This window comes from Bacteroides sp. An19, assembly GCF_002160215.1.
Taxonomy (GTDB): domain Bacteria; phylum Bacteroidota; class Bacteroidia; order Bacteroidales; family Bacteroidaceae; genus Phocaeicola; species Phocaeicola intestinalis.
The window spans coordinates 40,648-65,528 of record NZ_NFKD01000011.1 but is presented as its reverse complement, the minus strand read 5'-3'; the positions used below and the strand labels follow the sequence as shown (position 1 = coordinate 65,528).

Sequence of the window (24,881 nt, the reverse complement as noted above, 5' to 3'; positions counted from 1 at the left end):
CTATGGTGATATTCAATATTTTTTTATTTCATTTGCACGGCAAGTTAGAGGGAGAAAACGGAAATTCCAAAAGAATTTGATAATTTTTTGTAGATTTGTCCGTATAAAATTTTGTGCCTATGAAAACGATTCTCTTTTTATTGTTATCGCTTGTCTTGCTTTCTTGCCAAGGAGGGAAAAAACAAAATGTTCAATCTGCAGATACGGTAAAGGAGGATGAATTTATAGCCAGCGTTTTATACACTGCACCTCCGTATTATGTGATAGGCAAAGATACAATTTATAATTATGCAACAGACCCCATATTTCCTGTACATACTTCCGATCCCGAAAATCCGCTTTTATCGATAGACCTAAAGAATTATGTGCAAAAGAAGTTAGCCGATGTACACCTTGGAAAAGGAATAGTGGATGTTGCTTTCCTTATTGATAAAAAAGGATATGTCCGTCAGGTAATCATTGAAAAATCGGCGGAAGAGAACGGTACCAGTCCCAATGTAGCCGCCCGTATGGATTCCATTGCCTGCAAAGTAATAGCCGACCTGCCCCGTTTCACTGCTCCAGCAACACGAAAGGGTAAGCCTGTGAATTTTTTAAAGAGGTGGACGGTACGGTTTGAGTGACTGAAGCTCCCGTTTTTGCGGATTTGCAATCCGCAAGCATCGAGTATGAGGATTTTTAATCCGGTAAACGACTAAGTTACCGCTTTCTGTTAGGTATCTGCTGAGCGGATTAAAATTGACTTTGTCGACCTTCGGTTCCTTATACTCATTTACGCCGGATTGTAAATCGGCGTGACGGTTAACGGTATTTCAGTTCAGAGTTCGAAGACGATGTGGCAAGGCTTTCCGTCGATATAAAAGGTAAGGCGGTACAGCCCTTTTTCTATCGAATCGGTCGTGCCGTTGTAGAGCGGAAAAGAAAAGTGTGCCGTTTCGTTCGGACGAATGGTTCGTATGAGTTCCACCAAATTGTATCCCGTAAGTTCCGTCTCCGGCTTGGGGATGGGATAAATGTGGCTGGGGTCATCAGGGGCGCTTTCCCGAAGAAAATCGAAAGGGTAAGACGTGGAGGCTTCTTTCTTTTTATAATGCTGTTCGGACGGAGCGAGTTGGGTGGTCACGTTTTTCCATCTCCCGTTTCCGTAATGAAAGACCTCGCAGGGGAAAACGCCGTATGGCATTTGCAGCTCACGACCGTCTTCTGCGGTATTCATCAGAGTTACATACACCATGCTGTCTTGCAGGCTGACGCGCCATGCCTTCTTGATTTCTTTCGGAAAGCCGGACGTGCCGAGAGTCATGGTGTCCGCTTGCTCCTGTTGGACGGAACCGGCTGTTTTGTGGCTCTTTTGTGCCTTGTCTCCGCAGCCCGGCAGGCAGAGCAGGCACAGGAGCATTCCTAAGATTCGTGTCTTCATTGTTGTTCCGGTTTACTGCATGGGTTGAGATTGTTCTAATCGGCGATGTCGTTCAGATCGAAGTAGAGCAAGCGTGTGGCGGCTCCCTCGTCTTCTGCCGTCAGCGGCACGAACTTCTGCTTGAAATAGAAAGGTATGGCGGCGGCGTATGCGTCTACCGTGAGGAAACGGCAGCCGGTCTTGTTGTCGGCGAGGAAGTAACTTTTGATAGACCTTATTATAAATTCGCCTATGTGTTGTCCTTTTAATTCTTGACTGACAGCCAAACGGCAAATTTTTGCAGCCGGATAGCTTTTCAACCGTTTTTCGTTGACAAACCGATGTCTCCGGAAACGGTTGAATTCCGTTTTAGTGGGAAAATCAGACATAGACACGCGGTCGTTTGCCAAACTGAAATATGCAGCTATGTGTTCGTGGTTTTCATCATCTGCCGCTTCGAACACATAAGTAACCGCCAATAAGGCTTGCTGGTAGAATCCGGATTCATTTAAAATAAAATCGTTCAAGTCGGCATCGCCGCAATCGAACGATTTTACTTTTTCTTCAGGTCCCAACTTGCGTACGATGTAAGAAGAGAAGGGCGTTTGCAGGCTGGCTTTCATACGTTTTTCTTTTTTGTACGTTCGCCCAAATCGAGCATCTTTAAAAATAACGCATAATCAGCCAGTCTTTGTTCTCTTTCTTCCGGCGTTTCCCGGCGGACTTGCTTCATCCGCTCCTCGAACCGCCGTGCGTCTTCCCCGAAGAGTATCGGGGTTTCTTTGATGGGTCTTGCCATAGCTTTTCCTTTCTCTTTATGGATTCTGCCGCAAAGGTAGCGATTTATTCGTTGCGGATTATGCGGAGCGGTCAATTAATTTTCTGAATCTGCGCAATCTGTGGTGAAAATTACGCCGGAAATGCGTATCTTCGCATCGGTAAGAACTTAAACGGATGATACGATGAGGCACAACTGCATATCCTTGGTAAGCTTGTTTCTGCTACTGGCGCTGCTGGCGGGATGCTCCGGACAGCAACGGCGGTACGTCATCGGCGTGTCGCAGTGCAGCGACGACGAGTGGCGCGAGCAGATGAACCGGGAAATCACGCGCGAGGCGTTGTTTTATCCCGAGGCGGAAGTGGTGTTCCGCAGCGCGGGCGATGACAACAAGCGGCAGATACACGACATCGAACTGTTGATGCGCAACAAGGTGGACCTGCTGGTGGTGTCGCCCAACGAGGCGGATGTCCTTACGCCGGTTATCGAGAAGGCATACAGCAAAGGGATTCCGGTGATATTGGTCGACCGGAAGATACACTCCAACCAATATACGGCGTATATTGGCGCCGACAATTATGCCATTGGTTACAACGTGGGCGAATACATCGCCTCGCGCCTGCAAGGCAAGGGACGGGTGGTGGAGGTGACGGGGCTGCGCGGCTCTACGCCTGCGGCGGAACGCCACCGGGGTATGACGGACGCTTTGCGCGAGTATCCCGACATACGGGTGACGGCTTCGGTGGATGCCGGCTGGAGGCGCGACCGTGCGCGCCTGGTGTTCGACTCGCTCCTGACGCACGCTCCGGAGATAGACATGGTGTTTGCGCACAACGACCGCATGGCGGCAGGTGCCTACGAGGCGGCGGTGAAGTACGGGCGCGAGAAGGAAATGCTGTTTGTGGGCATCGATGCGCTGGCGGGCGAGGGATATGGCGTGGAGCAGGTGGCAAGCGGGCAGCTCGACGCCACCTTTATTTATCCTACCGGCGGCGACCGGGTGATGCAGACGGCGATGGCTATCCTGACGGGGAAGCCTTACGAGCACGACGTTGCGCTCTCTTCGGCGTTGGTCAACAAGGGGAACGCGCGGGTGATGCGGATGCAGACCGGGCAAATCCGCCAGCTGGACGAGAAGATAGACATGCTGGACAAGCGGATAAACCATTTCCTCACCCGTTACGCTTCGCAGCGCGTTTTGTTGTACACGTGCGTGGTGATGCTGGCGTTGTTCGGCATCGCCCTGTTTGTCGCCGTGCGGGGCTTCTGGACAAAGAACCGGCTGAACGTGGAGCTGTCCGAGCAGAAGAAACAGCTGGAGGCGCAGCGCGACCAGCTCATCAGCCTTTCCAGGCAGTTGGAAGAGGCGACGCATGCCAAGCTGGCTTTCTTCACCAACGTGTCGCACGACTTCCGTACGCCGCTTACGCTGATCGCCGACCCTATTGACCAACTGGAGGCGAGCCGGAACCTGGACGAGCACGAGCGTTTCCTGCTCCGCATCGTGCATAAGAACGTGACGGTGCTGTTGCGCCTCGTCAATCAGATACTCGACTTCCGCAAGTTCGAGAGCGGCAAGCTGAAGATGTACCTTTCGGAGTTTGACATCGCCGGGGAGATGAACGAGTGGACCGAGGCTTTCCGCACGCTTTCCTATCGCAAGCATGTGCATTTCTCGGTGTCGGCGGCCCCTTCCGATGAGGGATATACGATGATAGCCGATGCCGGGAAGCTGGAGCGGATAACGTATAACCTGTTGTCGAACGCATTCAAGTTCACGCCCGAGAACGGACGGGTGGAGCTTGCCTTGTCGCAATTCGAGCACGGGCGGACACGCTGGCTGCGCTATCAGGTTTCGGATACCGGAGTGGGCATTTCCGCCGAGCACGTGCAGCACATCTTCGAGCGTTTTTACCAGATAGACGTGCATTATGCCGGTTCGGGCATCGGGCTGGCGTTGGTGAAGGCTTTCACCGAGATGCACGGCGGCACGGTGAAGGTGGATTCGGCAGAAGGCAAGGGCACCATCTTTACGGTGGAGATGCCGATGAAGCAGGCGGGCACGCTTGCCGAAGGGCTGGAGAAGCAGGCGGTTCCGGCAAGCCTGAAAGAGGGAGCGGTGCTTTCCGCCGGTCAGGGAACGGTGCAGGCGTCTCCGGAAGCGGGCGAAGACGACCGGCGTGAAACGGTATTGGTCATCGACGACAATCAGGATGTGCGCGACTATGTCAGGTTGCTGCTGGAGAGGGAATACCGGGTGCTGGAGGCCTCCAACGGGCAGGAAGGGCTTCAGCAGGCGATGAAATACGTGCCCGATGCCATTATCTGCGACGTGATGATGCCGGTGATGGACGGCATGGAGTGTTGCCGGAGGCTGAAGTCGGAAGTGCAGACCTCGCACATCCCGGTGATGATGCTCACCGCCTATACGATGGACGAGCAGAAGGTGCAGGGATACGAGTGTGGGGCGGATTCGTACATCCTGAAACCTTTCAGTGCCAAGCTGCTGCAGGTGCGCCTGCGGAACCTGATAGACAACCGCCGTCGTCTGCAAAGCTTCTTTGCCGACCGTTCGGCTCTGAAACAGGAGTCGATCAGCGAGGTGGACAAGGGTTTTGTGGAGAAACTGCGCGAGTTGATTGAAGCCCGTTTGGGCGATGCGGGTTTGAGTGTGGAAGACTTGGGTGGGGAATTAGGGCTGGGACGTGTCCAGCTTTACCGGAAGTCTAAGGCGTTGACCGGTTACTCGCCCAACGAACTGCTCCGCATCGCGCGGTTGAAACGTGCCGCATCGCTGCTGGCCTCTACCGACAAGACCATCGCCGAAATAACGTATGAAGTAGGTTTCAGCGCGCCTTCGTATTTCACCAAGTGCTATAAAGACTACTTCGGCGAAAGCCCTACCGATTTCTTGAAGCGAATGAAGAATGAGGAATGAAGAATCGCGTTTTGCGCAGAATGAAGAATTTTCATCCGCATGGAATTCTTCATTCTGCGTTCTTCATTCTTCATTTAAATAGTTTTGTCTGCTCGAAAGAAATCCCTATCTTTGGCGGGAAATAAAAAACGATAGTTAAGATGAAATGGATTATAGGACTTGTGTGTATGCTTTGCAGCATGAGTTTGCAGGCACAAGATTTAAAATCATTATACATTGCTTTACCCGATTCGCTTTCTCCTTTGTTGACTAAAGTGAACCGGGAAGATTTCGGTGATTTTCTCGCCAGCAACATGAAAGCGGAGGTGAAAAACCGTTTCGGACAGACCTCGGAAATGCTGAAGTTGACAGACGATTACCTGTTAGTGCACGTCAGCAAGTCAAGTAGGGAAGAAATGAAACTGTTGCCGCTGAACGATTCGGTGAAAGTGGTGTGTGTGGTCCGTACTTATTGTGGTCCTGTACCCGACAGTGAGGTCAAGTTTTATGATACGGCTTGGAATGAATTACCGGCAGCAGATTTTGTAACTTTGCCTGAAGAGAATGAATTTTATAAGTCTGTACTTTCTGAAACAGCTTCCGACTCTTTGCGTAACTTACGCCTGAATGCAGACATGTATCTGAAGGAAGTACGCTTGTCCGACAAAGACCTGTCGCTTTCAGTAAGTTATACCACCCCTCAATATATGGATAAAACTACGGCAGACAAGCTGAAATCTTATTTGATAAATGCTCCCATTGTGTATACATGGAGCAACGGTAAGTTCCTGAAAGTTAGTACTCAATAGATAAGCACTCAATTTAGGGCATCCCCCTTTGAGTGCTTACGAAAATAGAATGCTTATAAGGGCATTATTACCTTGAACGTACCGGAGTATAGCGCTTTATAGCCACTGTAAAATTTTTCTCAATTTGCTCTTTATTATATACGGTACGAACAACAATATTACGCCTAACAACAGCAGTAGAAAAGCGGGCTGGCATAGTGAAAGACAAGCTTAATTCAGAATTTGCCTCAATATTTCCTTGCCATTCTCTAGAAGCATTCGAACACTCTATAAAAATATGAACATTCTCATACTTAACATTTCCAATATTTTTCACTTTTATCTCAGCATGAGCCTGTCCTTTCGAATTTGCTTGCAAATTTTGAGACACAATCCCAACCTGCAAATCATTTTCAAGCGATATTGTATCAATTGGTGCTATAACTTTTTTTACTATGTGTTTTTTAGGCTGTTGTATAAAAATAATAGAATCAGTCCCATTCTCGTATTTTGTAACACGCATAAGAGAGTCTAATGTTAAAATACCTTCTTTGAAAATCAATTTGGTAAAACTTCCATCCTGGTTCTTTTCTATAAATGAGGATGAAGGAGATAATATTCTTTTTACTACAGCAAATGTTCCATCATCTGACTCTTGATATTGTTTGATGCCGTCATTGGTAACAATAATACATTCACCCTTATAAACAGAAGACCGAAAAAAAACTTTAACTTTTTTATCCCTCAATTTGTAATGTTCTGTTCCTTCTTTATCAATATGCCTCCAGCCATCTTTATGCGTATAAACTGCAGCAAAGTTCTCTACAAAAGGAGCCACATCATCAAATTGAGTAGGAGATTTCTTCCCTAATGAAAAAAAGCCCTTTGCCTTGATACGTAAAGGATTTCCATTTTCGTCTATATATCCCCATTTATCTTCGCCAACAATAATATATCCATCATAAATATAACGATATTTAGGATGAACCTTGTATTCTGCATTAAACATTTTAGTAGCACCTAAGGAATCAACAATACCATGGATAAAACCATCTTTAGTGAGCAAAGCTTTTCCTTCATGGAACAATATATCCTGATATTCTATCGAGACTATGACATTGTCATTTTTATCTATAATCCCATAATAATCACCACTTTTAACTTTATAAAGTCCATTTCCTACATCGGTTTTATCATCATAAGCAAATCCTTGAGCATAAACAGCAGAGAAATAACCGATTAATAATAATGACAAAAAAATCTTTCTCATAATTCAAATCTATTTTAGTAATCCCCAAGCTTTTAAGGTTTCCGTATCGCTTTTTATAGCATTTATATATATATCGGTTGCCACATCATTGGACTCCTTAGCCCTTTTGATAAACATTTCGTATAACTTTGTAATTAATTTATCCCCACTTGCCGGCAAATCCCCTGCAATCTTTTTTTCCATCAGATTATTAAATGCCCAATACACAGACTTATAGTTTGCTGTATCAATTTCCATAGCTTTGAACAACCAATCATTGGCCTTATCCAAATCGGCTTCTATATTTAAGAAAGATTGACGCACGGTTGGCACATTAAAGAAGCGATTTCCTTTCGACAATGTAAGTCCACATTCAAACAATGCTATACTATTCAGTGTATCTTCTTGGATTATCTGACATAGTCCGGCAAACCCGGAATTTACTTCTGATGAATTGTTTGAATTAAGCAGATTGACATAATAATCTACTTTTGCTGGCGCAAATAAGCTATCTTCAACAAGTATCCTTAGTAATTCTTTTCCTTTTGTTTGAAGTTCAATGCTATTTTTCTGATTCAAAAAGGATAAAGCTTGATTGTACATTTCCACGCAGGTTGGTTGCCTAAGTGTAGGTTTTGCCACTTCTTTTTCAGACTCATTATAAAAGAGAAAACAGGCTACGCCAATTAATGCTACCACAACACATGCAAATCCGATCATAAGCGGAACCAATTTTCTGTTTTTTTTATTGCCATTCGTTAGCACATGTTCCAAATCGACCCTAAATTCCGCTACAGAAGCATACCGCTTAGACTGTATTTTGTCTGTAGCTTTGCGGATAATTCTTTTCAAAGCAACATTGCGAACATCTTTCATCGGCAATGGGTCACGCAAATTGGCTGATAAAACATCTTGATCTGTGCCTGTAAAAGGTAAATGACCGGTACATAATTGATAAAGCAAAACGCCTAATGCATAGATATCAGTAGTATAACTTTGGTTTTTCACATCTCCAAGCACCAACTCTGGAGCGGCATAATTCACTTTTCCCATAAACACACCGGTTGCAGTCAGAGCCTTATCCACACTGCCGAGAGAAACAATCTGTTTACAAATTCCAAAATCAATAAGTTTAATCTTTCCATCTATGGTGATCATTATATTCGAAGGGTCAATATCCCTATGGATATACCCCTTATCATGCAACGCCATTAAACCGGATAAAATGGGTTTCATAATTCTAACAACCGCTGCATCACGATTCTGTAAATACTGACTGTAAATTTCTGCAGCAAATGGAATCTGCATGCCATTTTGGTCACAAGTAATTCCATTCATTACGTTTTCAAGGGTTACTCCTACCAACAATTCCATAATGACATGGTAATGTACCTTAACTTTACCCCCGCTTTCTGTCTGGAACGTTGTTTCAACAAAACCGTACATCCGTATCAGATTGTCATTCTCCAATTGGATATTGGCTTCCCTTCTGGCACGTTCGACAACATGTTCAGGTATATTCTCATAGATAGCCTTAATCGCGACAGGCATCTTTTCTCCTGTTCTTTCTATTACACGGAATCCTTTGAATACACGCCCCATGCCTCCCTCTCCTAAAGGAATAGCATCTGTATCATATTCATAATATATACCATTCCGCTTTTCTATTTCGCCTTGTAGTCTTATGATATTCATTTGAAATGTAATTTTATATGAATGTCCGCATTCGGCCAATATATGCCCTCTGAGAACGAAGATATACTTCATCAGCAGTTTAATATATACTGCAACTGCCTACGAAGATATACTTCATCGGCCAACGAAGTATATCTTCATTTTCAACGTGGCCAAATTGGCAAATTGTGAACATTCATTTAATTTTAATATGCTTCTACTCTCAGTTTTACATTACCTATAGATATAATATCCCCGGGAATTATTTTACTTCCCTCTTCTGTGACTTCCTTTGAATTAATGTACGTGCCATTCAAAGACCGAGCCCAATTCCCTTGTACCTCTTTATCCCACTGCCCATCGCGAAGATACCACGTTTCAGTTTCATCATCCCATTCAAGCGTGCAATGACGACGGGATATATACGAAGAAACAGGTTCGGATAATTGAATCTGGTTGAATATGGAGTCATCTTTTCTCCCCAAGGTTATAATTCTTTTGGGTGACGGCATGATTTCCGGCAGACGATAACATTTTCCCCAGTCATTTCCTTGCATCACATGAAGCATGATACCATTTAATATTGCATTTGGAGCTTCTACTTGGCTACCTTGTACGGCAATATATGGATATTCATTCCCTGGAAGTTTCTCCAACAATTCATCAACACTTCCTGCACGGCTGTGAGGATCGGCAGACAAGCATGCTTCCAATATGTTCATCCACATCTCCCGCTGTTCGTTTCGGAATAAGATATTTCTGTTCCAGTCATCGCTTTGTACGCGAGTCTGATAATGTATCCAATCTGATTCTGTAACCAACTTCCCATAAGGCAATTCACCGGTCAGCATAAAGAACAATATCACGCCGAAAGAAAATATGTCAACCGATGGAAGTATAGTAGCATATCGTTCTAATCGGTAAAGTTCTGGAGCCTGATAAGCCAATGCCTTATCAATGAAATGCGAATGCAGTGTCTTATTCTTGCTCGCCAATAAGTTGGCTCTGCCGCCAAGTATTACATAATTGGTTAACTTGACACGATTGCCATCAGCTATAAGGATGTTTTCCGGAGTTAGCTGGCCGTGTACCTTCCCCGATTTGTGCAGGTCTCGCAATCCATATAGTATTTCTTTGGCAGTCTTTACGATATCCAGCCTTTGGTTTCTGATAAGATGAGATAAATCCAAGGACTTGCAATATTCCAAAAGCAGATAAGGATTGCCATTTACCATACCTGTGTGTACAATATTGGTAAGGTAATTGCTCTTTATCTGGCAACTCTTTATTTCATTATCAGCCGAGAGCAACATCTTTTGGCGAAGACTGGGTTCCACTTCCCAAAGCTTTAGCAACTTCAAGATGTATTCATTACCGGACGTGTCATTCACCTTAAACTTTTGGTCAGTCCGGGTGGAATTAAGTACCCTTTCTACCCGGAACTTCCCATCTACCATATCGTGCATGCGAAAATCGCAGCGTTGAACTGTATTGTTTACCATAATAATTACGCAAAGGGATTTTTACAAGCACTACGATAATAACTCATGAACCTGTTTAAAGAGCCGATTTTCGCTAAATGTTCTTTCAGAATCTGATTATCCTTTTTTTGCAGCTCATAATATGCCGCATATAACGCAGTACTAAAAGCTTCATTATTATCAATGCCAGGGAAGTGGGTTATGATAATTTTTGTAAGCTTCTTTATATACTGAACAATATCAAAATCCAATGTTGTATTGATAGAATATAAATCAGAATAATACGTTGGTAAATTCATCTGAGAAGCCGAATCTATAGCCAAGTTTCTCATTTTAAATAAAATATCACCTATCACCATAACTATTATTTATTTCTTGTTTTGATATTAAACTCAAATAATCGATCTCCCATTCTTATTATATCACCAGGCTCAAGTTTTATACCAGCTCCAGCATGAACGTATGTTGAATTATCACGGGAACGGTCTTCTATGAACCAATGACCATCCGAGAAGAATAGGCAAGCCTGCTCTTCATCATCAATGGTCGTATCATGCGAAACGGTATTCTGACGAGAAAGATAGACCTCAGCACCTTCATCGTAAACTTTTTCAGTCATTTCTCTTTCACCCGGTAGCGAAATTGGCCGTAAAGTGCAACAAGGTATTTCATCCTCGTCATACCATTCCTCTTCTGTCGCTGCTACAGGAGCAACAATCTCGTCAGGCATTTCTGCCAAGCAATTCGGGCAAGCGTGCATCCCGTTTATTACGGGGTAGCCACAATTATTACATTGTATCATATTTGCTATAAATTATCAAAATAATATTCAATATATTTGTTCCAAAAGTATGATATACAGAATATTATAATAGCGACAACGATAGTAGCGGCCAATGCCGCTATTGCTGTTGCTACGGTTCCTAAACCAGCTGTTGCACATAATGCTACTGTACCCGCGACTGCTGCTGAAGTAGCGAGTGCCATTATGCCAATCTCTAATATTTTAGAAAAAGCCTTACATAAATACTCATATCCATCAATCCATTTGCCTTCAGAAAAATACGTCCACCCTTTTTTTATATAAACCACAACCGAACTCCATTCTATAACTTTAAAAATCTTTCCTAATGGCTTCAAAAATGACATTATTTTTGGAATGCATTCGTTTAAAGTTGTTCCTATATTCTTGACTTTATTTATGGTCTCTACTATTTGATTAGCTCTCTTCTTTGCCGTAGAAACTTCTCTAAGATGATTAACTCTAATGCTTTTCATCTGTTCTTGAATTTGCAGTTTTCGCGCCGAACTTTTGGTGTTATTTAACTCTTTACCTAAGTTTATGTATGACTCTGGCATAGCTTTTATTTTCTTCTTAAAGAAGTCTTTTTCATTTAGTGCCTTATTGTAAAGCCTACTTAAGCTATGACGATCTGTTGCTCCTACTTTTAAATCTTTTACACTATCGCTTCCGGTAAAGAAACTAAGACCTACCAATCCCTTATTGTTGTAAAAAGCCTCGTCCAAAGCGTCTATTATGTTATCAATTATATTGGTAATCTTATCATAATTGGATTCTTTGGCTGTTTCTGCCTTTTTATTTTTCCACGGGTCTGCATCCATTAGAGCTTCTAATGTCAAAGGTCCAATTTGACCGTCTGGAGTTAAATTTCGACTTTGTTGAAACCTACGGATTAATGATATAGTTTCAGGACCCAATTTATCATCTTCACGGATTTGTGTCTGCATAATCCGATTTAATTTTTGTTGTACCCAGCGAACGGATACGACTTTATTCGTTTGATATATTCGATAGCCTAACAATTGCTCCATATCAAAAGGCTACTATATAAAAATTATTAATAGACAAGAAAAACTCTTTCTCAACTCAATATTAATTTTCAAGTAATCAAAAAAATCAGACTTGTTTATCTCTTCTTTCAATGACTCGGAGAGGATTTGAAAATGCACATTAATGCATTTCTCTATATGTCTGTCAACAGGAACATTGCTTTCAGATAGAGATATGTTGCAATAGCTTATGGCTTCTTCTCCAAAAGCACGCATAAACTCCATTTTGCAATATTGCAGCAAATCCATTTTGGTGAACAAACGGTCATTACTGTTCACAATATGCCTTGCCAATTCTTTGCGTGTCTTTATATCTCTGACTTTATTGCGTCCTCCTGTTGCGTCAATCAACGCTTCAACATCCCCTACAGCGGCATTTGTTGATGTTAATCTTCCGCCACGTCTTAGAAGATTTCCCCGTTCGCCATTGGTTGTGAAATAGGTCAGCACCATGGGTTGCTGGTTGTTCCGAGGGTTACGAATGGCGTATGTTCCTCCGTATCGGCGGACATTTCCCGAACGGAATTCATCCAATGAATCGTAAACCTGCATCATTGACTGACGCAAGGAACGAAGTGTAGCTCCGTCGTGCAATGAATTGCTGTCTACAAAGGCAAAATAATCGTTTACGTAATGACGATAAAGATTGGTTACATCTTCACGAATCCGTTCATTATCATATTGGTTGACATCGAAATCACGTATAAAGAAATCTTGTGCCTGTTCTTGATTTTGCACCACATCTAAAAAATAAGTGCCCGTTTTATCATTTTCTAAACGCTGAATAGGTTCGCTATAATTCAGTTTCACATCTTGGATGTCATAATTTACAGCTGGAATGCAATTCAATAAAATGGCCGTGTCAAGTGGCAATGAAATCCCCCGGTCTGTTTTGATTCGTATCCACAAAAAACGATTGCCTATAAAAGGCTCCAAGATTTCCTGTGCATACGAATCCATAATCCAAGCCGGGATTTCTCCGCGATGCAGCGTACGCTTATTGGAACATTTCCCAAAGCGGTACAACCACAGACCATAGTATACCAAACTTTTTTTCCAGAATTCAGCCAGCATGAAGTTTGAATTTAGCGTACGAGGCATATCTTCCATAACCAAAGACAAGGGGATCTGCACATCTCCCACTTCAGCCGTCAAACTATCGTCTGGCAATGGATGTGACAAAGCAATCATGACATCCTCCAGCGTATTAACTTCCCCTGCCGCATCAAATGCCAACCACAACTCTTTATTATACCGGTTGTCCGGCCATGTCGCTTGAACGGGCTGCTTATCAGGTTGCAGCAGAGTATTGTTCATGAAGCAAGCCATCAGCCTGCCGGGCACGATGCGCGTCTTGAATATCGGACGATAATTACACTTGGTGGGTTTGTAGGTAAACGCATCATTTTCGTCAATAAAATAAGGTGTACATTCGCGCCCGTTGCCGATACTAAGCACTGTAACTGCAGGTTGTGCCTTGAGGTTGCTCTGTAATAACACCTGGTCACAGAAACGTTCAGACAGTCTTTCTACCGTCTGATCCATCTTTCGTTCTATCTCACAAGATTGGTGGGCCAAAGCGACAAGCATCATCTTTGCCACAGGATCGGATAGCGATATGCGCTGCTCATCCTGTTCCAACGCCTGCTGTATCTCAGCAACCTTGTTTCTTACCTTTACATCCATTATTTGTTATTTAAAAACGGATCCATAAAAAATTCCACTTCACGCTGATACTCACCTTCGCGTGTACCGACAAATTCATTGTAAGTCAATCGTCCCTTAACCAAAACCCTGACCACATATTTGCTATTTTCACCCCGACGGGAAAACTTATTCTTCTCCATGCTAAGTTGTACTTCCACTTCCAAGTTCTTTAGGTATGGGATGTAATACAAAATGCTGTCGCGCACACTTCTCTCACATTGCCTGATACCGGCTCTCGACATCTGCACCTTTTCTTCCCGGTTGTTTTTACGCTTCACAATCTTAAAATCAGCGCCATGGTTGAAATCTACCAAATTCATGGCAATAAATTCATTATCCCAAAAACTGAACCCAAATTCTTCATCAGCCTTAAAGCGCCGTATGCTGGTAAACACTACGGTATCTACCCAGTTGTCGATGACAGAAACCACGTTAGACAATGGTCGGTCAATCTGAAGGTTCAACTGCTCGTCGTTTACGAAACGTATGGGAGAATCACTATAATGCATGCCTATGATTATAAGATTAATGGTGCTTTTTACGAATGCTATCAGTGCTGCCTACTATCCTGCGTGGTGGCCTTACCACTTCCGACTCCAGTCTTGCCTCCGCCACAACTGCCGTTTTCTGCCTGAAAAGTTGCGGCAAACTTATCAGCAGGTGCGTCAACCGGATACCTTCATGTACCATCTCTGAAATTACATAAGGAGTATAATGAGACTCAACAAAAGCCATGCATTTCTCTGTTTCAGGAACTGTGATATCCTTTTCCATACTTATCAATGTCAGCAATACCTGTATGCCTTCCTGCATAAGAGTTATCAAATGTCGAGGTGTCATACAGTCGGCTTCCTTCTCTACTTCAATAGCGATGCGGCACAATGCAGGAATAGCAGCCATTACCAACGTATATTGTTCTGTGTTGACGGCATCTTTCAATGCATTGACAAGAGCTTCTATCTCCACTGCATAGTTTGCGGCAGCACGCAAAAGTGCCCCATTGGAACGCAATGAAATGCATGGAGCAACGAAAGCTTCATCCATGCTCCATCCGTGTCTATAGACAAAGCGGGCAAACGGAACGGCATCCGGATTATTATAATGCTCGCTCTCAAGCTTTACCAGTAACTGATAATCAGCATCGCAAAGGGGTACAGAAGTGTCATTGCAGGATACCTTGATTGTTTTATCTGAAGTCTTATCCAAAAATAAGATTAACGGTTCTGTTGTTTCGGGTAGACGAATGTTTTGAAACAAACTCCTCTCTTCCCGTGAAAAAGATAACTGGATCAGCTTTCCAGACCGACTGATGGCATTCGCTTGCAGTTCTGTTACCGACAAACTTGTTTCCGGCTGTTCATACCGGAAAATCGGCAGTTCAAGAAATCCATAGTCTCCGTTAACCAATGCGGCGTATAATGGTTGCAGGCAAGACAAGTAATATTCGTCCGACATACGAAACGTTTCATCGGTCAGCCGCATCCCTGCTTGCCAATCTACTCGATATTTATTCACCATAGATAAAGTTATATCAATTGTGTACTATAATTTAAGAAAACTCCTTCTTCAATTCTGGCATCAGACAGTTCCGGGAAAGCACATCTGTCGCCAAAAGTTATTTCAAGTTTGTCTTCCACCGATAAAAACCATTGGGAAAAGAACGTAGAAAATTCTTCGATTTGTTGTTTTAACTCACTCAAATGCTTACCCGTTTTTATCTTTACTTGATAGAAAACTTTCCATACATATACCCTTGTTATAATTGTGGAACCACAATATAAATCATCCAATGTCCCATTCAAATTCGAATGAATATTCTCGGATAAGGCTTCCGTCACTTCAACTTTTGTTTTTTGAATTTCAGCATGTCCTTCAAAAGCGTATCCCAAGGCTGCCTTGACCATGTCATCATTACCTCTAAAATTCCTAAGCCAAGGAATGCACTGATAAACAGCCTTGATATATGAATTAGCGATGTCAACCCTTTGGCCTGCCGTAATAAAATCTGAAAGGAACTGGTTTCCAGAGAATATATGTTCGTTAAGCCAGTGTTGGTATTTAATCCTCAGATTTTGGTAGTATTGATCAAAAGGCTTGAAATAGGTCAGGGCTTTCTCTTTCTGTTCTTCTTGCTCCTTATAACGTTTTTCAAATTCTTCCGTGTCGCCATCTGTTCCTAAGTAGTGGTCTAATGGATGGAACAAATATTCAGGCAATATATGATACAGGCTGTCGCGTTTTAACGAAAACTTTACAACAGGAGGCGCACTCTGTTTATTCCTTATAATTAAATTAAGCTCATCTCCTAAGGCAGTCCGCTCTGAAACACCCTTAAATTCATAAGTGTAGAAAGGCTTTTTATCAACCAATGAATCCATGTGTTCTATTACAACGGCCATGGCTACATCGGCATCCAGTTCTTTCGGAATATTTGGTTTTGATAATTTCATCATCTCAAAACAAACTAAAACTTTCTTTCTTCTTAACTTTTACGTTTGCCTGCCATTTGTTCTTCGGATCTGCGCTATAGAACTTGGTTTTGACAATTGCATTGGGATTCTCTTGTTTTCTATCGCCATGCTTAGGACTTGTACGGTACTCAAAATGCAGGTGCTCATCCTCGCCAGACAAATTATAAGCATTCCCTGTAATACCGCTTTTACCCAATACAGTGCCTTTTCGTACTTTCTCGCCATATTTTACAGAAACTGTACTCAAGTGGGCATAAAAAGAATAATAAATTCGTTTAGGCCTTTTGTGGGTAATCAAAACACAATGTCCATAATCAGGATGATTCTGAATCAATGATACAACGCCATCTCCCACTGCATAAACAGGTGTTCCTTGAGGTGCATAATAATCAAATCCTCGATGCCAACGCACACTGCCATCTGCATTATGTCTTACCGGACCAAATAGATTGCTTGCCTTATTGGCTCTTATTTGGGGATTGGCGACAGGGTCTCCCCATGAAGTATCAAAAGAAATCTCGCCTAAAGTCAAATCAATGTCCACATCAAAAAGTTTGAAAATGGAATCATTTATACTTAATTCAATTTGTTCTTCCTGCTGTTGAGGCTTTGAGTTTGATTTGGACTTTTGCTTCTCTTGGAATATCTGGTCAAACGATATTTCTTGCAGTTTTTTGAAATTATCATTTGATTGCGCAAAAGCACTCGACCCATACAAAATGAATATGGAATACAATAAGATTCTTAAAAGATTTGTATTTATAGCCAGCATCACTTCAACTCTTTATAGTGGACAGCCCCATAAAATATATCGCATAACCGTTCATGCATTTCATCATTTTCATCAAAGTATCGGACACCTATTGCTCCAATATCATATCTGTCATAAATATCCTCAGGTTCATGTATCGAATTATTTGTTATCACTTCTCTGTAAATGTCTTTTAATTGATTTAATATATAAGGATAAATAGGGTCATCATTACTATCTGATATTTCTTTCACATAAGTTATAGTGTCTTTTACGACTTGGCTATAAGTGAACTTTGTCGGCATTTCAGAAAATCGCTTGTACATGATTTGAATGATATTTTATTTAATGTTCGATTTCTTAACAAAGAACACTTGCGTACCGCCGCCCGGTACTTTTACCGGATTTTTACGATCACTCCATGAGTCCGTTGTTTTTCTTGCTTTTGTAACAACATAAGGTGTGTTTTCTGTTATTTCAACAGAGTACATTTCTCTTTTAAATGGAATTTCTTTTCCCTCTGAAGTTTCCAACTTACCTCCATCGGCGATGCCAACACGTCCAGGTGTTGTGTTTGAAGAGTCGATTTCTCTTATTCCATAATTACCCGGTGCATCTATGATAGTTCCATGTTCGTTAACTTTTCTGAACATATAATATCTATCTCCTTTCTGTGCGATTCCTTTTTCTATGATAGGTGATGACACATCAACACAGTTCAAATGAGATTCTCTTTCAAACATGTCAACATCCGAACCATCATATAGCTTAGAGATTTCATCTCTTCTATAGTAACGCACCTTCTTCATAAAGAAATCAGAATCCGAGTCAGAAATTCCTAATTGTTTTAATTTCTGTGGTGTGATGTCTATATATTTAAATTCTTTAGAAGCCTGAGCTAATTGGGCATGCCGCTTATATTTGTCAGTTTCTTTAGCTGCTTTACTAATCTTCTGCATTACTCCTGTCTTTTGCAATACCCTCGCTGTTTTTGCCCCCCTATACGCAATTTTAGCTCCGCCAACGACATCACCAATCAAAGGTACGGCTGCTATGATGGATAATCCTGCACCAACCCAATCACCTCTCAATGCCGAAATAGCGGCATTCATCAAATCCGGGATAGCTCCAACGCCCGGTGTCATCCCAGCAACATCCAATGCCATCTGTACACCATCTAGAACTGACTGTTGCGATAATCTTTCTCTATCAAGCGCATTAAACTCTTGAAGAAGTTCTTCCGGAATTTCTTGCATCGCTTTTTCCTGCTGTGTTTCACTCCTTTGTGAGAAAGATACACCACGTACCTTTATTTCTAAACTTTGCCCCGGATTTACAATCGAAATTGTTCCCCCATACATGCACCTTAAAGTCGCAGGCTCCAATAAAGCCGGTTCTCCACATATCAGGCTGTCTTTATCTATAGCCTGCCATTTAGGACATGTCCCCGGTACGCAAGGCATGGGAGTAAGCTTGCCATGATTAGCGGCTGTTGCAGATGCAGTTGGGGGATAACCCAATGAACGGCATCTACCAAAACTTGGGATATTTTTTATGGATACATAATCCGCTATATTGGCTTGATCTTTTCCAGTTAAAGAAACATTTTTAGGCGTTGCTTTCAATTTGGGACACGATGTTCCCATCGTGCATCTCAGCGTTGCCCCTGTACAAACATATTTCATAATCAGCCCTGTTGGATGTTAGCGTACTTTGACTTTCGAAGCTTGTATAGACACTTCTCTTTCTGCTTCCATTGAAATATTCCCTTTAGATTTTATCCCGATATTCCCGTCTGCATTAATTCCTATATTCCCTTTGGCATTGATGTTTACATCTGTATCTGCAACAACTTCTACCTCTCCAGCAGAATAGATGGTTATTTTCTTGTCATCGGCAGACAGTGTTATGTGATAAGTATTGTTTTTATTGTCATAGATTTCGATTAAACCCGCTTCACCTTTATCGTTAAACAGAATCGTATGTCCATTACGAGTCCTGATAGCTTTTACATTATTACTTGTCCCATCTTTTTCTTGCGACACAGCCCATGCCTCATCAGGCTTTCCTGTCCCACCGTTATAAAATGAACCGATGATATATGGGCGTTCAGCATTGTTCATTTCGAACCCGACCATAACCTCTTCACCTATCTCTGGCACGAATTGTTGTCCTTTGCTCTGACCAGCATAAGGAACGGCTATACGCAACCAAGGTGTTTTCATGTCCTTGTCTTGTATTTCCTGCCATGGGAACTGTACCCGCACACGGCCTAACATCTGTTCATCTTTATTCTCGACAACTTTTGCTCTTTGCTGGGGAGCCGACGCAAACACATCAGCATCAGAATAGGAAGGGTAGTCACATGCCACAGGTATGGCCATAAAACTATTGGAATATTCCTGCCTATAATCAAACGAGTGGTTAATGCCTATGACCTTTAATGATTTCTGTTCCACATCTTTGCTTTCTCCAGATTTATTTTGGACATTGTCACGAATTAGAAATGTCTGTCCGATTTTTAGCATAGCCAGTTTAGAAAATCCTTGAACGGTCATAATACCCGTTTTCTTCCCTTCTGCTTCTACTTTCAGGGAATAATCTAATATAGCATCGGCTCCTTCGTCTTCCTTTCCACTGTCAAATCCGCCAGCTTTCAATGCCACGGTTTGTTCGTCTTGAAATCTTTGTATTGAAGCATTGTATGCTTTGTCAGTCCAATCATTCACTGTTCCATCGGCCATACCTTGTGCTGACGTTTTTAGAATGTCCTTACCCTTTCCATACTGATAATAATCCGGAAGTAAATGACTGAATGAAAATGAAGTCACATTTTGATGCAGGCTGTATGACATCAAGCTTCCTCCCGGATATTCCAAATTTGCAGCCGATGAATCTTCTATATCCAATTCACCAAAAACAAATGTATCTCCTGTATTATACATCCATTCTCCGAAACGCATTGCCAACATGCTAATGAAAGCGTAGTCACTTTGGTCGTATTGTACAATATAGGGTATCTTATCCTTAAACCTTGGTGACACAATTGATTTTATGTCGCGGTATGGTTCAAGGACAGTATCTATTATTTCTTTCAATGTCATATTTTCAAAAGAACGACAATGTGGGACATTTTGGAGCAAGGCATCCCATGTGGCTACAGTGATACTTGCTGATTGGGCACTTGCTGTCGCTCTTGAAGCAGACACATCTATAATCATTCCTTTAAATACGAAAGCTACTTGAGGATTGGCTTCTTCATCGTCCTGGCTGGCCTTTATCGTTGAAACATTTATTTCCAATGATTTCCCAATCAACTGCGTGATATTAGCAAACACCACATCCTGTTGTGTTTCTGTTTTGTCTTCTTTTTCCAAAGAAAAGCTTAACAACATCGGTCGCAGTAATTCTTGAGAAAGGGAATAACCGTTCAACACATAATTTTCACCATTAATGACGCAACACGAATTTTGTGAAGATGGACAGCCTTCTAAAACCACCTCGATTTCGTGAATCATGTCTGCGCTGTAGTTTCCACCCTGTGTCTGTGTTTGGGTACCAGATTTCTTTTCCGAGCTATTCTTTTGCTCGTTTGGATCAGATTGTCCCGTCTGAGTTTTTTCGTCCTTACCCTCTTCCTTTCCCGTGTTTTTAGCTTGGCTGCCGTTGCCATCGGTATTTTCAGTTGGGTCAGGATTGGGTTCATATCTTCCTAACTCGTTCTCCTCTATCTTGTTTTTTATGTCTTTGCTTCTAAAGTCCAAGTATGTTCCGCGGATGGAATTAATAGTGTCTTTTACCCCACTGATTCCCGCCGATATATTTCCCTCTTTAAATGCATTAAAGCTGCCTATGCCTATCGATGCCGCACCCGCCAACGAGCCTAACGAGTTAACGCCCATGTTGTTCAGGTTGTCTAACTTTCCAAGAATTACGCTGTCTCTGCCTGTTACGGCCGAAAATAGATTATTGGTGATAGCATTGACCTTGTTAACGGCATTGTTTATGTTCTTCAGTCCTGTTTCTATCTTCTTGGCAGCGGTCGAAGGGTCGCGCCAACTTCCACCGAAGACATCTCCCAATTGCATGAACTCATTCACGCCGCTTATTGCGTCCGAGGCTCCATTCTTGATAGCAGACGCTGCGTCATAAAGTTGGTCTCCAAATTGATATCGAGCCCAAGCCTCAATATATTCCGTAGAACTGTCACCTGTAACAATTGAGGATAAATCGCTTATAGCCTCATCATAGCCTTTATCCATTTGTGCGGCAGCATTGGCCATATCTTGGGGCGATACCTTTCCAGAAAGGGTATCGGACAAGTTATCGAAATTTCCCACTCCTTGGGCTACAGAAGCGTCAAGCTGCTGTTTTTCTTTATTTACATTGTCCAGTTGCTTTTTCTGTTCGTTAAGCTGCCTCAGCTCTTCTTCCAGTTCTTGTCGCCTTTTCTCACGTTCAGGATCCACTGGCTCAGCTTTTTTATCCGCTATCCTGTCTTGAATGTCTTTCTTGGCCTCATCAAGTTCCTTGTCGATTTTGCTTATGTCATCCAACTTCATCAAATCATCGGAAGTCTTGATAAGCTTATCATCGATTTCCGCTTCGGCAGCGGCTAATCGGGTATCCAGCTCTTCCAGTTTTTTACTGGCATTTTCCAGCTCTTCCAGCGATTTGTAGTTAGCCCTCTGCACTTCATTTATCTCATGAAGTGCCTCATACTTTGACTTAAACCGCCCTATGGCCTGAGGATAAATGGGGTAGGGGTTATTCATAAGGAACAATTGTTATCGGGTTATCCAATCATTTTCAAAGTTGGCCGAACCGCCGAAAGTGAATTTCCTTGCGCTAAGTGTGATTTTTGTCCGCACCAACAGACTATTGCTGTTGTTAAAATACTGGTACATGTTCACCAAGTAGGCATCTTCAAAAAAGAGGTGGAGGTATTTTTTTTGATTGTCGTCAGTCGACAGCAGCATTTCAATCGTCCCGTCATGTGTCTCCGCGCGGTTGAACATCCAATTGTAAAAAAACAAATCATCGTCCCCTTGGGCGGGCATAACAAATTTTATCAATCCGCTTTGCGGCCTGGATGCAGGTTTGCTGCTTTCGTCTAGCGATTGGTAAAATTCATACTCACATTCTACCAATTCATATTTTTTCCCATTATAAGCTTCGACCTCTGCAGCCGAAGTTTTTTGCTGGTCCATTATCAAAGTCGCCTTAAATGCCATGCGTTCGTTGAGTTAAGGAATGCGACCGCCTGCAACGCAGGCAGTCGCGTGTTTTAATTTTAAATTAGTTAAAGAGCCCAGTGATTATCGTATTCTACGCTACCCTTACCCGTCACTGTGAGCTGACGGCAAGTAATAGTAATAGACTCATACATGCGATCTGTGTTGGTATCATCATATACTTCTTCATAACTTACGCAATAAGCGTCAATGAAAGAAAGAGTTTTCATGATACCGCCAAGTTTGTTAGGCCATGTGATGGTGCCATTCTTTGAACCGTAAGAGTCACATGTCCACTCCAATAAGTCTGTATTACCGGCATCTGTTGATTTAACCTTCAAGTTGATTACTCCACCACGGGTTGTACCTGTAGGTTGTCCTTCCACGTCAATCTGTTGATTGAACTGATACTGTACATAAGTGACTTCGCGATCTTCGCATCCGTCAACCTTTAGCTGCGCTGTTCTAGGTGCTGCCATGATTTTAATTTTTTTAAGTGAATAAATTATTTGATTTCATTTGTCCATTCTGTTACGCCATTATCCCCATTATGTCCGGTCAACTTAATGTAGAAATTCTTAGCTGCAAAGAATGGTTTTAACTCAATCTCAATTTCAATATCTTTTGTTTTCTCGTTACGAACGATTTTGGGATTCGAGTACCCTTCTATAAGTTTGCCAGGTCCCTTGTAATCTTCCAAGAAATCAATAACCTGCTCACGGATTTCTTGTGCCAATTTACCGTTCCAATTTTTAAAAGCCTCGTCATTAAAGAAATTAGAAAACACTTTGCCTATCCAATCGAAAACCCGTACAATCGGATATTCCTGCAAACCAATAGTAGCACCATTATAAAGAGAACGGTTTGAAAAAGCCATTACACGGTTCTCTTCAAACGTCATAGGAACTACTCCTTTGTCTATTAAAGCAGTCAATTCAGATTTTAACAAATCGAGACGTGTCCCTTTTGCCATGTCTATTGTGCCATACTTTTTCCCGGCGATACCTTGTGAAATAGGGGTTTCATCCGTATTGCTCATGCGCCCGGCAATTGCTGCAGAAGGCGGCAAGAACAAATCTTCTTCTTCATCATTTGCCTCATCTGATTTCTTACGTCCAAGGATGTAATTACAAGCCATAATGACGTTGGCCAAGTATGCATCGGTGTCACTTAAGTTTGCTTTGTCCAATCCTTTATTAAGCAGTTTCAATGTAGGAGAATCTGCATAGTCTGTAACCAACATTACTTTGTTGCGGTATGCCATTTGTCCCCACATATTTACAATCTGTTTACTTCCAAGATAACCGGGACTGACTAACAAGGAATAATTTTCCTTGAGGGATAACCGGTCAAAACTTCTATTTAGCTCATCGCGGACAGCTGCAAATACACGACCATCTGGATCTCCTAAATCTTCTTTATCTACATTGATAAGGTTTAAACATTTCAATTTGGATTGGCCGGAATTAGCAAAAAACTCTCCAAGCGAACGGTATGCAATCTCCAGTTTACGTGTCTGCTCATGCACGCTCCCTAAATTTTGAAGAAGATTCTTCTCTGCGGCTTTGGCAGCCTCCTGACATTTGTCCACTGCTTCTGAAGCTGTGGTTGCATCGCTATCCAAGATACTCAACCACATAAGCAAGTCTGTTTTAAGACGTTTACGTTGCTCTGCGAATTCACTGTCTTGCAAAAATATCTTTTTAGCGGCCCTGCTTTCCGGATTCATATTCTCAAGTCCGTCAGCCATTGTCTCCAAAAGGTCGAAATCTCCATAATCTTCCAGTCCTTCCAAGCTTTCTTTCAGACGTTCAGCCGGATTTTCAATTTTCTTCACCTCATCCAAATAAGCACTTTCTGCTGTTGTTATGGTATTGGCTGCTTGAGGCTGTAATTTTAATTCTTCTGGCATATTATTTGAATTTATTGAGTTAGACTTTTATTTTAAGCGGCATTAAAATGTGCATATTGTAAACCATGTGATGACTCAAGCATGCATTTTGATGAACATAAGTGACTTGGGTGTTTCACATAAGTAACTCGGACGTTTCACATAAGTAAGTCTGGTCTATCACTTATGTTCGTTTGAGGGGGATTGGGACAAAACACACAAATCCATACTGCCATAGTATAATTAATTCTTTTCCAGTTCAGCCAACAAAGACTGCAAAGCAGTAATAAGGTGCTTTCTGCTCTCCTCGTTCTCAAAAGCACGTCTAAGCACTTTATTTTTAATCATTTGTTGTTCAATAGTTTTAAAAGAATCAATTGTCGCTTTTTGCTGACTTAGATAAGCGCTTTGTTTGATAAGTTCCTTGTCATCAAAATCTTTAAGGGCATTAAACTTGAAGTTTTCTTTAACCGGACGTCCTTCCAAATCCAACATTTGCACATTGCGTTTTTCCGGTTGGTAATGGTTAAACACATCTTCCATTGTTTCCGGCTGGAACACATCACCCGGTTTAACAGGTGCCATATCAGTAAACTGATCCACATAGAGGGTCTTGTTTTGAGGAAACTCAATAATCCCATCTACCGCCTCCGCATCGAGGACTTTTGAAATTACGGTTTTCTTTGCCAT

At 42.3% G+C, this 24,881-nt stretch carries 24 protein-coding genes; 3 read left to right on the top strand and 21 right to left on the bottom strand.

Annotation, left to right across the window (positions count from 1 at the left end; all coding sequences use genetic code 11):
* Positions 1-119: 119 nt before the first annotated feature.
* Entirely contained in the window at positions 120-623 is a 504-nt protein-coding gene (locus tag B5F25_RS06985) for a hypothetical protein (protein ID WP_140406879.1), read from the top strand.
* Between the two features lie 194 nt (positions 624-817).
* On the opposite strand, the gene B5F25_RS06980 is transcribed toward B5F25_RS06985, so the two are convergent.
* From B5F25_RS06980 to B5F25_RS06970, 3 genes are read right to left on the bottom strand one after another with little or no spacing between them, the layout of a single operon-like run.
* Complete coding sequence (locus B5F25_RS06980; protein ID WP_022041135.1) at positions 818-1,420, bottom strand: hypothetical protein; 603 nt, start codon at positions 1,418-1,420, stop codon at positions 818-820.
* 35 nt (positions 1,421-1,455) lie between these two features.
* Positions 1,456-2,022, bottom strand: a complete 567-nt coding sequence (locus B5F25_RS06975; protein WP_087209678.1) for a GNAT family N-acetyltransferase — start codon at positions 2,020-2,022, stop codon at positions 1,456-1,458.
* Positions 2,019-2,198, bottom strand: coding sequence for a hypothetical protein (locus B5F25_RS06970; protein ID WP_022041137.1), 180 nt, complete (start codon positions 2,196-2,198; stop codon positions 2,019-2,021). The genes B5F25_RS06975 and B5F25_RS06970 overlap by 4 nt, the downstream gene beginning before the upstream one ends.
* 163 nt (positions 2,199-2,361) lie before the next feature.
* Here B5F25_RS06970 and B5F25_RS06965 point away from each other — a divergent pair, with 163 nt between their 5' ends.
* Positions 2,362-5,115: a substrate-binding domain-containing protein gene (locus B5F25_RS06965; protein ID WP_087248529.1), complete on the top strand. Its 2,754-nt coding sequence runs from the start codon at positions 2,362-2,364 to the stop codon at positions 5,113-5,115.
* Positions 5,116-5,255: 140 nt separating this feature from the next.
* Positions 5,256-5,903: a DUF3256 family protein gene (locus B5F25_RS06960; RefSeq protein WP_022041139.1), complete on the top strand. Its 648-nt coding sequence runs from the start codon at positions 5,256-5,258 to the stop codon at positions 5,901-5,903.
* 67 nt (positions 5,904-5,970) lie between these two features.
* Here the strand turns inward: B5F25_RS06960 and B5F25_RS06955 are convergent, their stop codons facing one another.
* The 18 genes from B5F25_RS06955 to B5F25_RS06870 form a co-directional block, all read right to left on the bottom strand.
* Positions 5,971-7,152, bottom strand: a complete 1,182-nt coding sequence (locus B5F25_RS06955; RefSeq protein WP_087248527.1) for a WG repeat-containing protein — start codon at positions 7,150-7,152, stop codon at positions 5,971-5,973.
* 9 nt (positions 7,153-7,161) lie between these two features.
* Positions 7,162-8,826 (bottom strand): serine/threonine-protein kinase, encoded by a 1,665-nt coding sequence (locus tag B5F25_RS06950; protein ID WP_162614367.1) that lies wholly within the window; start codon positions 8,824-8,826, stop codon positions 7,162-7,164.
* A 185-nt stretch (positions 8,827-9,011) separates the two neighbouring features.
* On the bottom strand, positions 9,012-10,307 hold the full coding sequence (locus B5F25_RS06945) for a protein kinase (RefSeq protein WP_087248523.1): 1,296 nt from the start codon (positions 10,305-10,307) through the stop codon (positions 9,012-9,014).
* Positions 10,308-10,312: 5 nt separating this feature from the next.
* Positions 10,313-10,645, bottom strand: coding sequence for a hypothetical protein (locus tag B5F25_RS06940; protein ID WP_087248522.1), 333 nt, complete (start codon positions 10,643-10,645; stop codon positions 10,313-10,315).
* Between the two features lie 5 nt (positions 10,646-10,650).
* Positions 10,651-11,016 carry an FHA domain-containing protein gene (locus B5F25_RS06935; RefSeq protein ID WP_087248520.1) on the bottom strand — a complete coding sequence of 122 codons (366 nt, stop codon included), beginning with the start codon at positions 11,014-11,016 and terminating at the stop codon, positions 10,651-10,653.
* A 77-nt stretch (positions 11,017-11,093) separates the two neighbouring features.
* The gene (locus B5F25_RS06930; protein WP_087248518.1) at positions 11,094-12,119 is read right to left on the bottom strand and encodes a peptidoglycan-binding domain-containing protein; all 1,026 of its coding nucleotides are present in this window, start codon (positions 12,117-12,119) and stop codon (positions 11,094-11,096) included.
* Positions 12,120-12,131: 12 nt separating this feature from the next.
* Complete coding sequence (locus tag B5F25_RS06925) at positions 12,132-13,823, bottom strand: hypothetical protein (protein WP_087248516.1); 1,692 nt, start codon at positions 13,821-13,823, stop codon at positions 12,132-12,134.
* The gene (locus B5F25_RS06920; RefSeq protein ID WP_087248514.1) at positions 13,823-14,353 is read right to left on the bottom strand and encodes a hypothetical protein; all 531 of its coding nucleotides are present in this window, start codon (positions 14,351-14,353) and stop codon (positions 13,823-13,825) included. Before B5F25_RS06920 ends, B5F25_RS06925 begins: the two co-directional genes overlap by 1 nt.
* A gap of 16 nt (positions 14,354-14,369) precedes the next feature.
* Positions 14,370-15,362: a hypothetical protein gene (locus tag B5F25_RS06915; protein ID WP_140406878.1), complete on the bottom strand. Its 993-nt coding sequence runs from the start codon at positions 15,360-15,362 to the stop codon at positions 14,370-14,372.
* Positions 15,363-15,370: 8 nt separating this feature from the next.
* Entirely contained in the window at positions 15,371-16,297 is a 927-nt protein-coding gene (locus B5F25_RS06910) for a hypothetical protein (RefSeq protein WP_087248510.1), read from the bottom strand.
* A 1-nt stretch (position 16,298) separates the two neighbouring features.
* Positions 16,299-17,087, bottom strand: coding sequence for a M23 family metallopeptidase (locus B5F25_RS06905; protein WP_087248508.1), 789 nt, complete (start codon positions 17,085-17,087; stop codon positions 16,299-16,301).
* Positions 17,087-17,392: a hypothetical protein gene (locus B5F25_RS06900; protein WP_087248505.1), complete on the bottom strand. Its 306-nt coding sequence runs from the start codon at positions 17,390-17,392 to the stop codon at positions 17,087-17,089. The genes B5F25_RS06905 and B5F25_RS06900 overlap by 1 nt, the downstream gene beginning before the upstream one ends.
* A gap of 15 nt (positions 17,393-17,407) precedes the next feature.
* A complete protein-coding gene (locus B5F25_RS06895) occupies positions 17,408-18,751 on the bottom strand; it encodes a PAAR-like protein (RefSeq protein ID WP_087248503.1) in 1,344 nt (447 codons plus the stop codon).
* A gap of 18 nt (positions 18,752-18,769) precedes the next feature.
* A complete protein-coding gene (locus B5F25_RS06890; protein WP_087248501.1) occupies positions 18,770-21,841 on the bottom strand; it encodes a phage baseplate assembly protein V in 3,072 nt (1,023 codons plus the stop codon).
* 12 nt (positions 21,842-21,853) lie between these two features.
* Positions 21,854-22,300 (bottom strand): type VI secretion system tube protein TssD, encoded by a 447-nt coding sequence (gene tssD, locus B5F25_RS06885; RefSeq protein ID WP_087248499.1) that lies wholly within the window; start codon positions 22,298-22,300, stop codon positions 21,854-21,856.
* A 68-nt stretch (positions 22,301-22,368) separates the two neighbouring features.
* Positions 22,369-22,779, bottom strand: a complete 411-nt coding sequence (gene tssD, locus B5F25_RS06880) for a type VI secretion system tube protein TssD (RefSeq protein WP_087248497.1) — start codon at positions 22,777-22,779, stop codon at positions 22,369-22,371.
* Positions 22,780-22,805: 26 nt separating this feature from the next.
* Positions 22,806-24,212 carry a hypothetical protein gene (locus B5F25_RS06875; RefSeq protein ID WP_087248495.1) on the bottom strand — a complete coding sequence of 469 codons (1,407 nt, stop codon included), beginning with the start codon at positions 24,210-24,212 and terminating at the stop codon, positions 22,806-22,808.
* A gap of 222 nt (positions 24,213-24,434) precedes the next feature.
* Positions 24,435-24,881 (bottom strand): hypothetical protein, encoded by a 447-nt coding sequence (locus B5F25_RS06870; protein ID WP_087248493.1) that lies wholly within the window; start codon positions 24,879-24,881, stop codon positions 24,435-24,437.

Excerpts from the sequence above, each read along its gene's own strand:
- B5F25_RS06905 (WP_087248508.1), bottom strand. The coding sequence starts at position 17,087 with ATGCTGGCTATAAATACAAATCTTTTAAGAATCTTATTGTATTCCATA.
- B5F25_RS06980 (WP_022041135.1), bottom strand. The coding sequence starts at position 1,420 with ATGAAGACACGAATCTTAGGAATGCTCCTGTGCCTGCTCTGCCTGCCG.
- B5F25_RS06895 (WP_087248503.1), bottom strand. The coding sequence starts at position 18,751 with ATGAAATATGTTTGTACAGGGGCAACGCTGAGATGCACGATGGGAACA.
- B5F25_RS06935 (WP_087248520.1), bottom strand. The coding sequence starts at position 11,016 with ATGCCTGACGAGATTGTTGCTCCTGTAGCAGCGACAGAAGAGGAATGG.
- B5F25_RS06875 (WP_087248495.1), bottom strand. The coding sequence starts at position 24,212 with ATGCCAGAAGAATTAAAATTACAGCCTCAAGCAGCCAATACCATAACA.
- B5F25_RS06920 (WP_087248514.1), bottom strand. The coding sequence starts at position 14,353 with ATGCATTATAGTGATTCTCCCATACGTTTCGTAAACGACGAGCAGTTG.
- B5F25_RS06925 (WP_087248516.1), bottom strand. The coding sequence starts at position 13,823 with ATGGATGTAAAGGTAAGAAACAAGGTTGCTGAGATACAGCAGGCGTTG.
- tssD (WP_087248497.1), bottom strand. The coding sequence starts at position 22,779 with ATGGCAGCACCTAGAACAGCGCAGCTAAAGGTTGACGGATGCGAAGAT.
- B5F25_RS06970 (WP_022041137.1), bottom strand. The coding sequence starts at position 2,198 with ATGGCAAGACCCATCAAAGAAACCCCGATACTCTTCGGGGAAGACGCA.
- B5F25_RS06950 (WP_162614367.1), bottom strand. The coding sequence starts at position 8,826 with ATGAATATCATAAGACTACAAGGCGAAATAGAAAAGCGGAATGGTATA.
- B5F25_RS06955 (WP_087248527.1), bottom strand. The coding sequence starts at position 7,152 with ATGAGAAAGATTTTTTTGTCATTATTATTAATCGGTTATTTCTCTGCT.
- B5F25_RS06930 (WP_087248518.1), bottom strand. The coding sequence starts at position 12,119 with ATGGAGCAATTGTTAGGCTATCGAATATATCAAACGAATAAAGTCGTA.
- B5F25_RS06910 (WP_087248510.1), bottom strand. The coding sequence starts at position 16,297 with ATGATGAAATTATCAAAACCAAATATTCCGAAAGAACTGGATGCCGAT.
- B5F25_RS06985 (WP_140406879.1), top strand. The coding sequence starts at position 120 with ATGAAAACGATTCTCTTTTTATTGTTATCGCTTGTCTTGCTTTCTTGC.
- B5F25_RS06900 (WP_087248505.1), bottom strand. The coding sequence starts at position 17,392 with ATGTACAAGCGATTTTCTGAAATGCCGACAAAGTTCACTTATAGCCAA.
- B5F25_RS06960 (WP_022041139.1), top strand. The coding sequence starts at position 5,256 with ATGAAATGGATTATAGGACTTGTGTGTATGCTTTGCAGCATGAGTTTG.
- B5F25_RS06945 (WP_087248523.1), bottom strand. The coding sequence starts at position 10,307 with ATGGTAAACAATACAGTTCAACGCTGCGATTTTCGCATGCACGATATG.
- B5F25_RS06940 (WP_087248522.1), bottom strand. The coding sequence starts at position 10,645 with ATGGTGATAGGTGATATTTTATTTAAAATGAGAAACTTGGCTATAGAT.
- B5F25_RS06890 (WP_087248501.1), bottom strand. The coding sequence starts at position 21,841 with ATGAATAACCCCTACCCCATTTATCCTCAGGCCATAGGGCGGTTTAAG.
- B5F25_RS06870 (WP_087248493.1), bottom strand. The coding sequence starts at position 24,881 with ATGGCAAAGAAAACCGTAATTTCAAAAGTCCTCGATGCGGAGGCGGTA.
- B5F25_RS06965 (WP_087248529.1), top strand. The coding sequence starts at position 2,362 with ATGAGGCACAACTGCATATCCTTGGTAAGCTTGTTTCTGCTACTGGCG.
- B5F25_RS06915 (WP_140406878.1), bottom strand. The coding sequence starts at position 15,362 with ATGGTGAATAAATATCGAGTAGATTGGCAAGCAGGGATGCGGCTGACC.
- tssD (WP_087248499.1), bottom strand. The coding sequence starts at position 22,300 with ATGGCATTTAAGGCGACTTTGATAATGGACCAGCAAAAAACTTCGGCT.
- B5F25_RS06975 (WP_087209678.1), bottom strand. The coding sequence starts at position 2,022 with ATGAAAGCCAGCCTGCAAACGCCCTTCTCTTCTTACATCGTACGCAAG.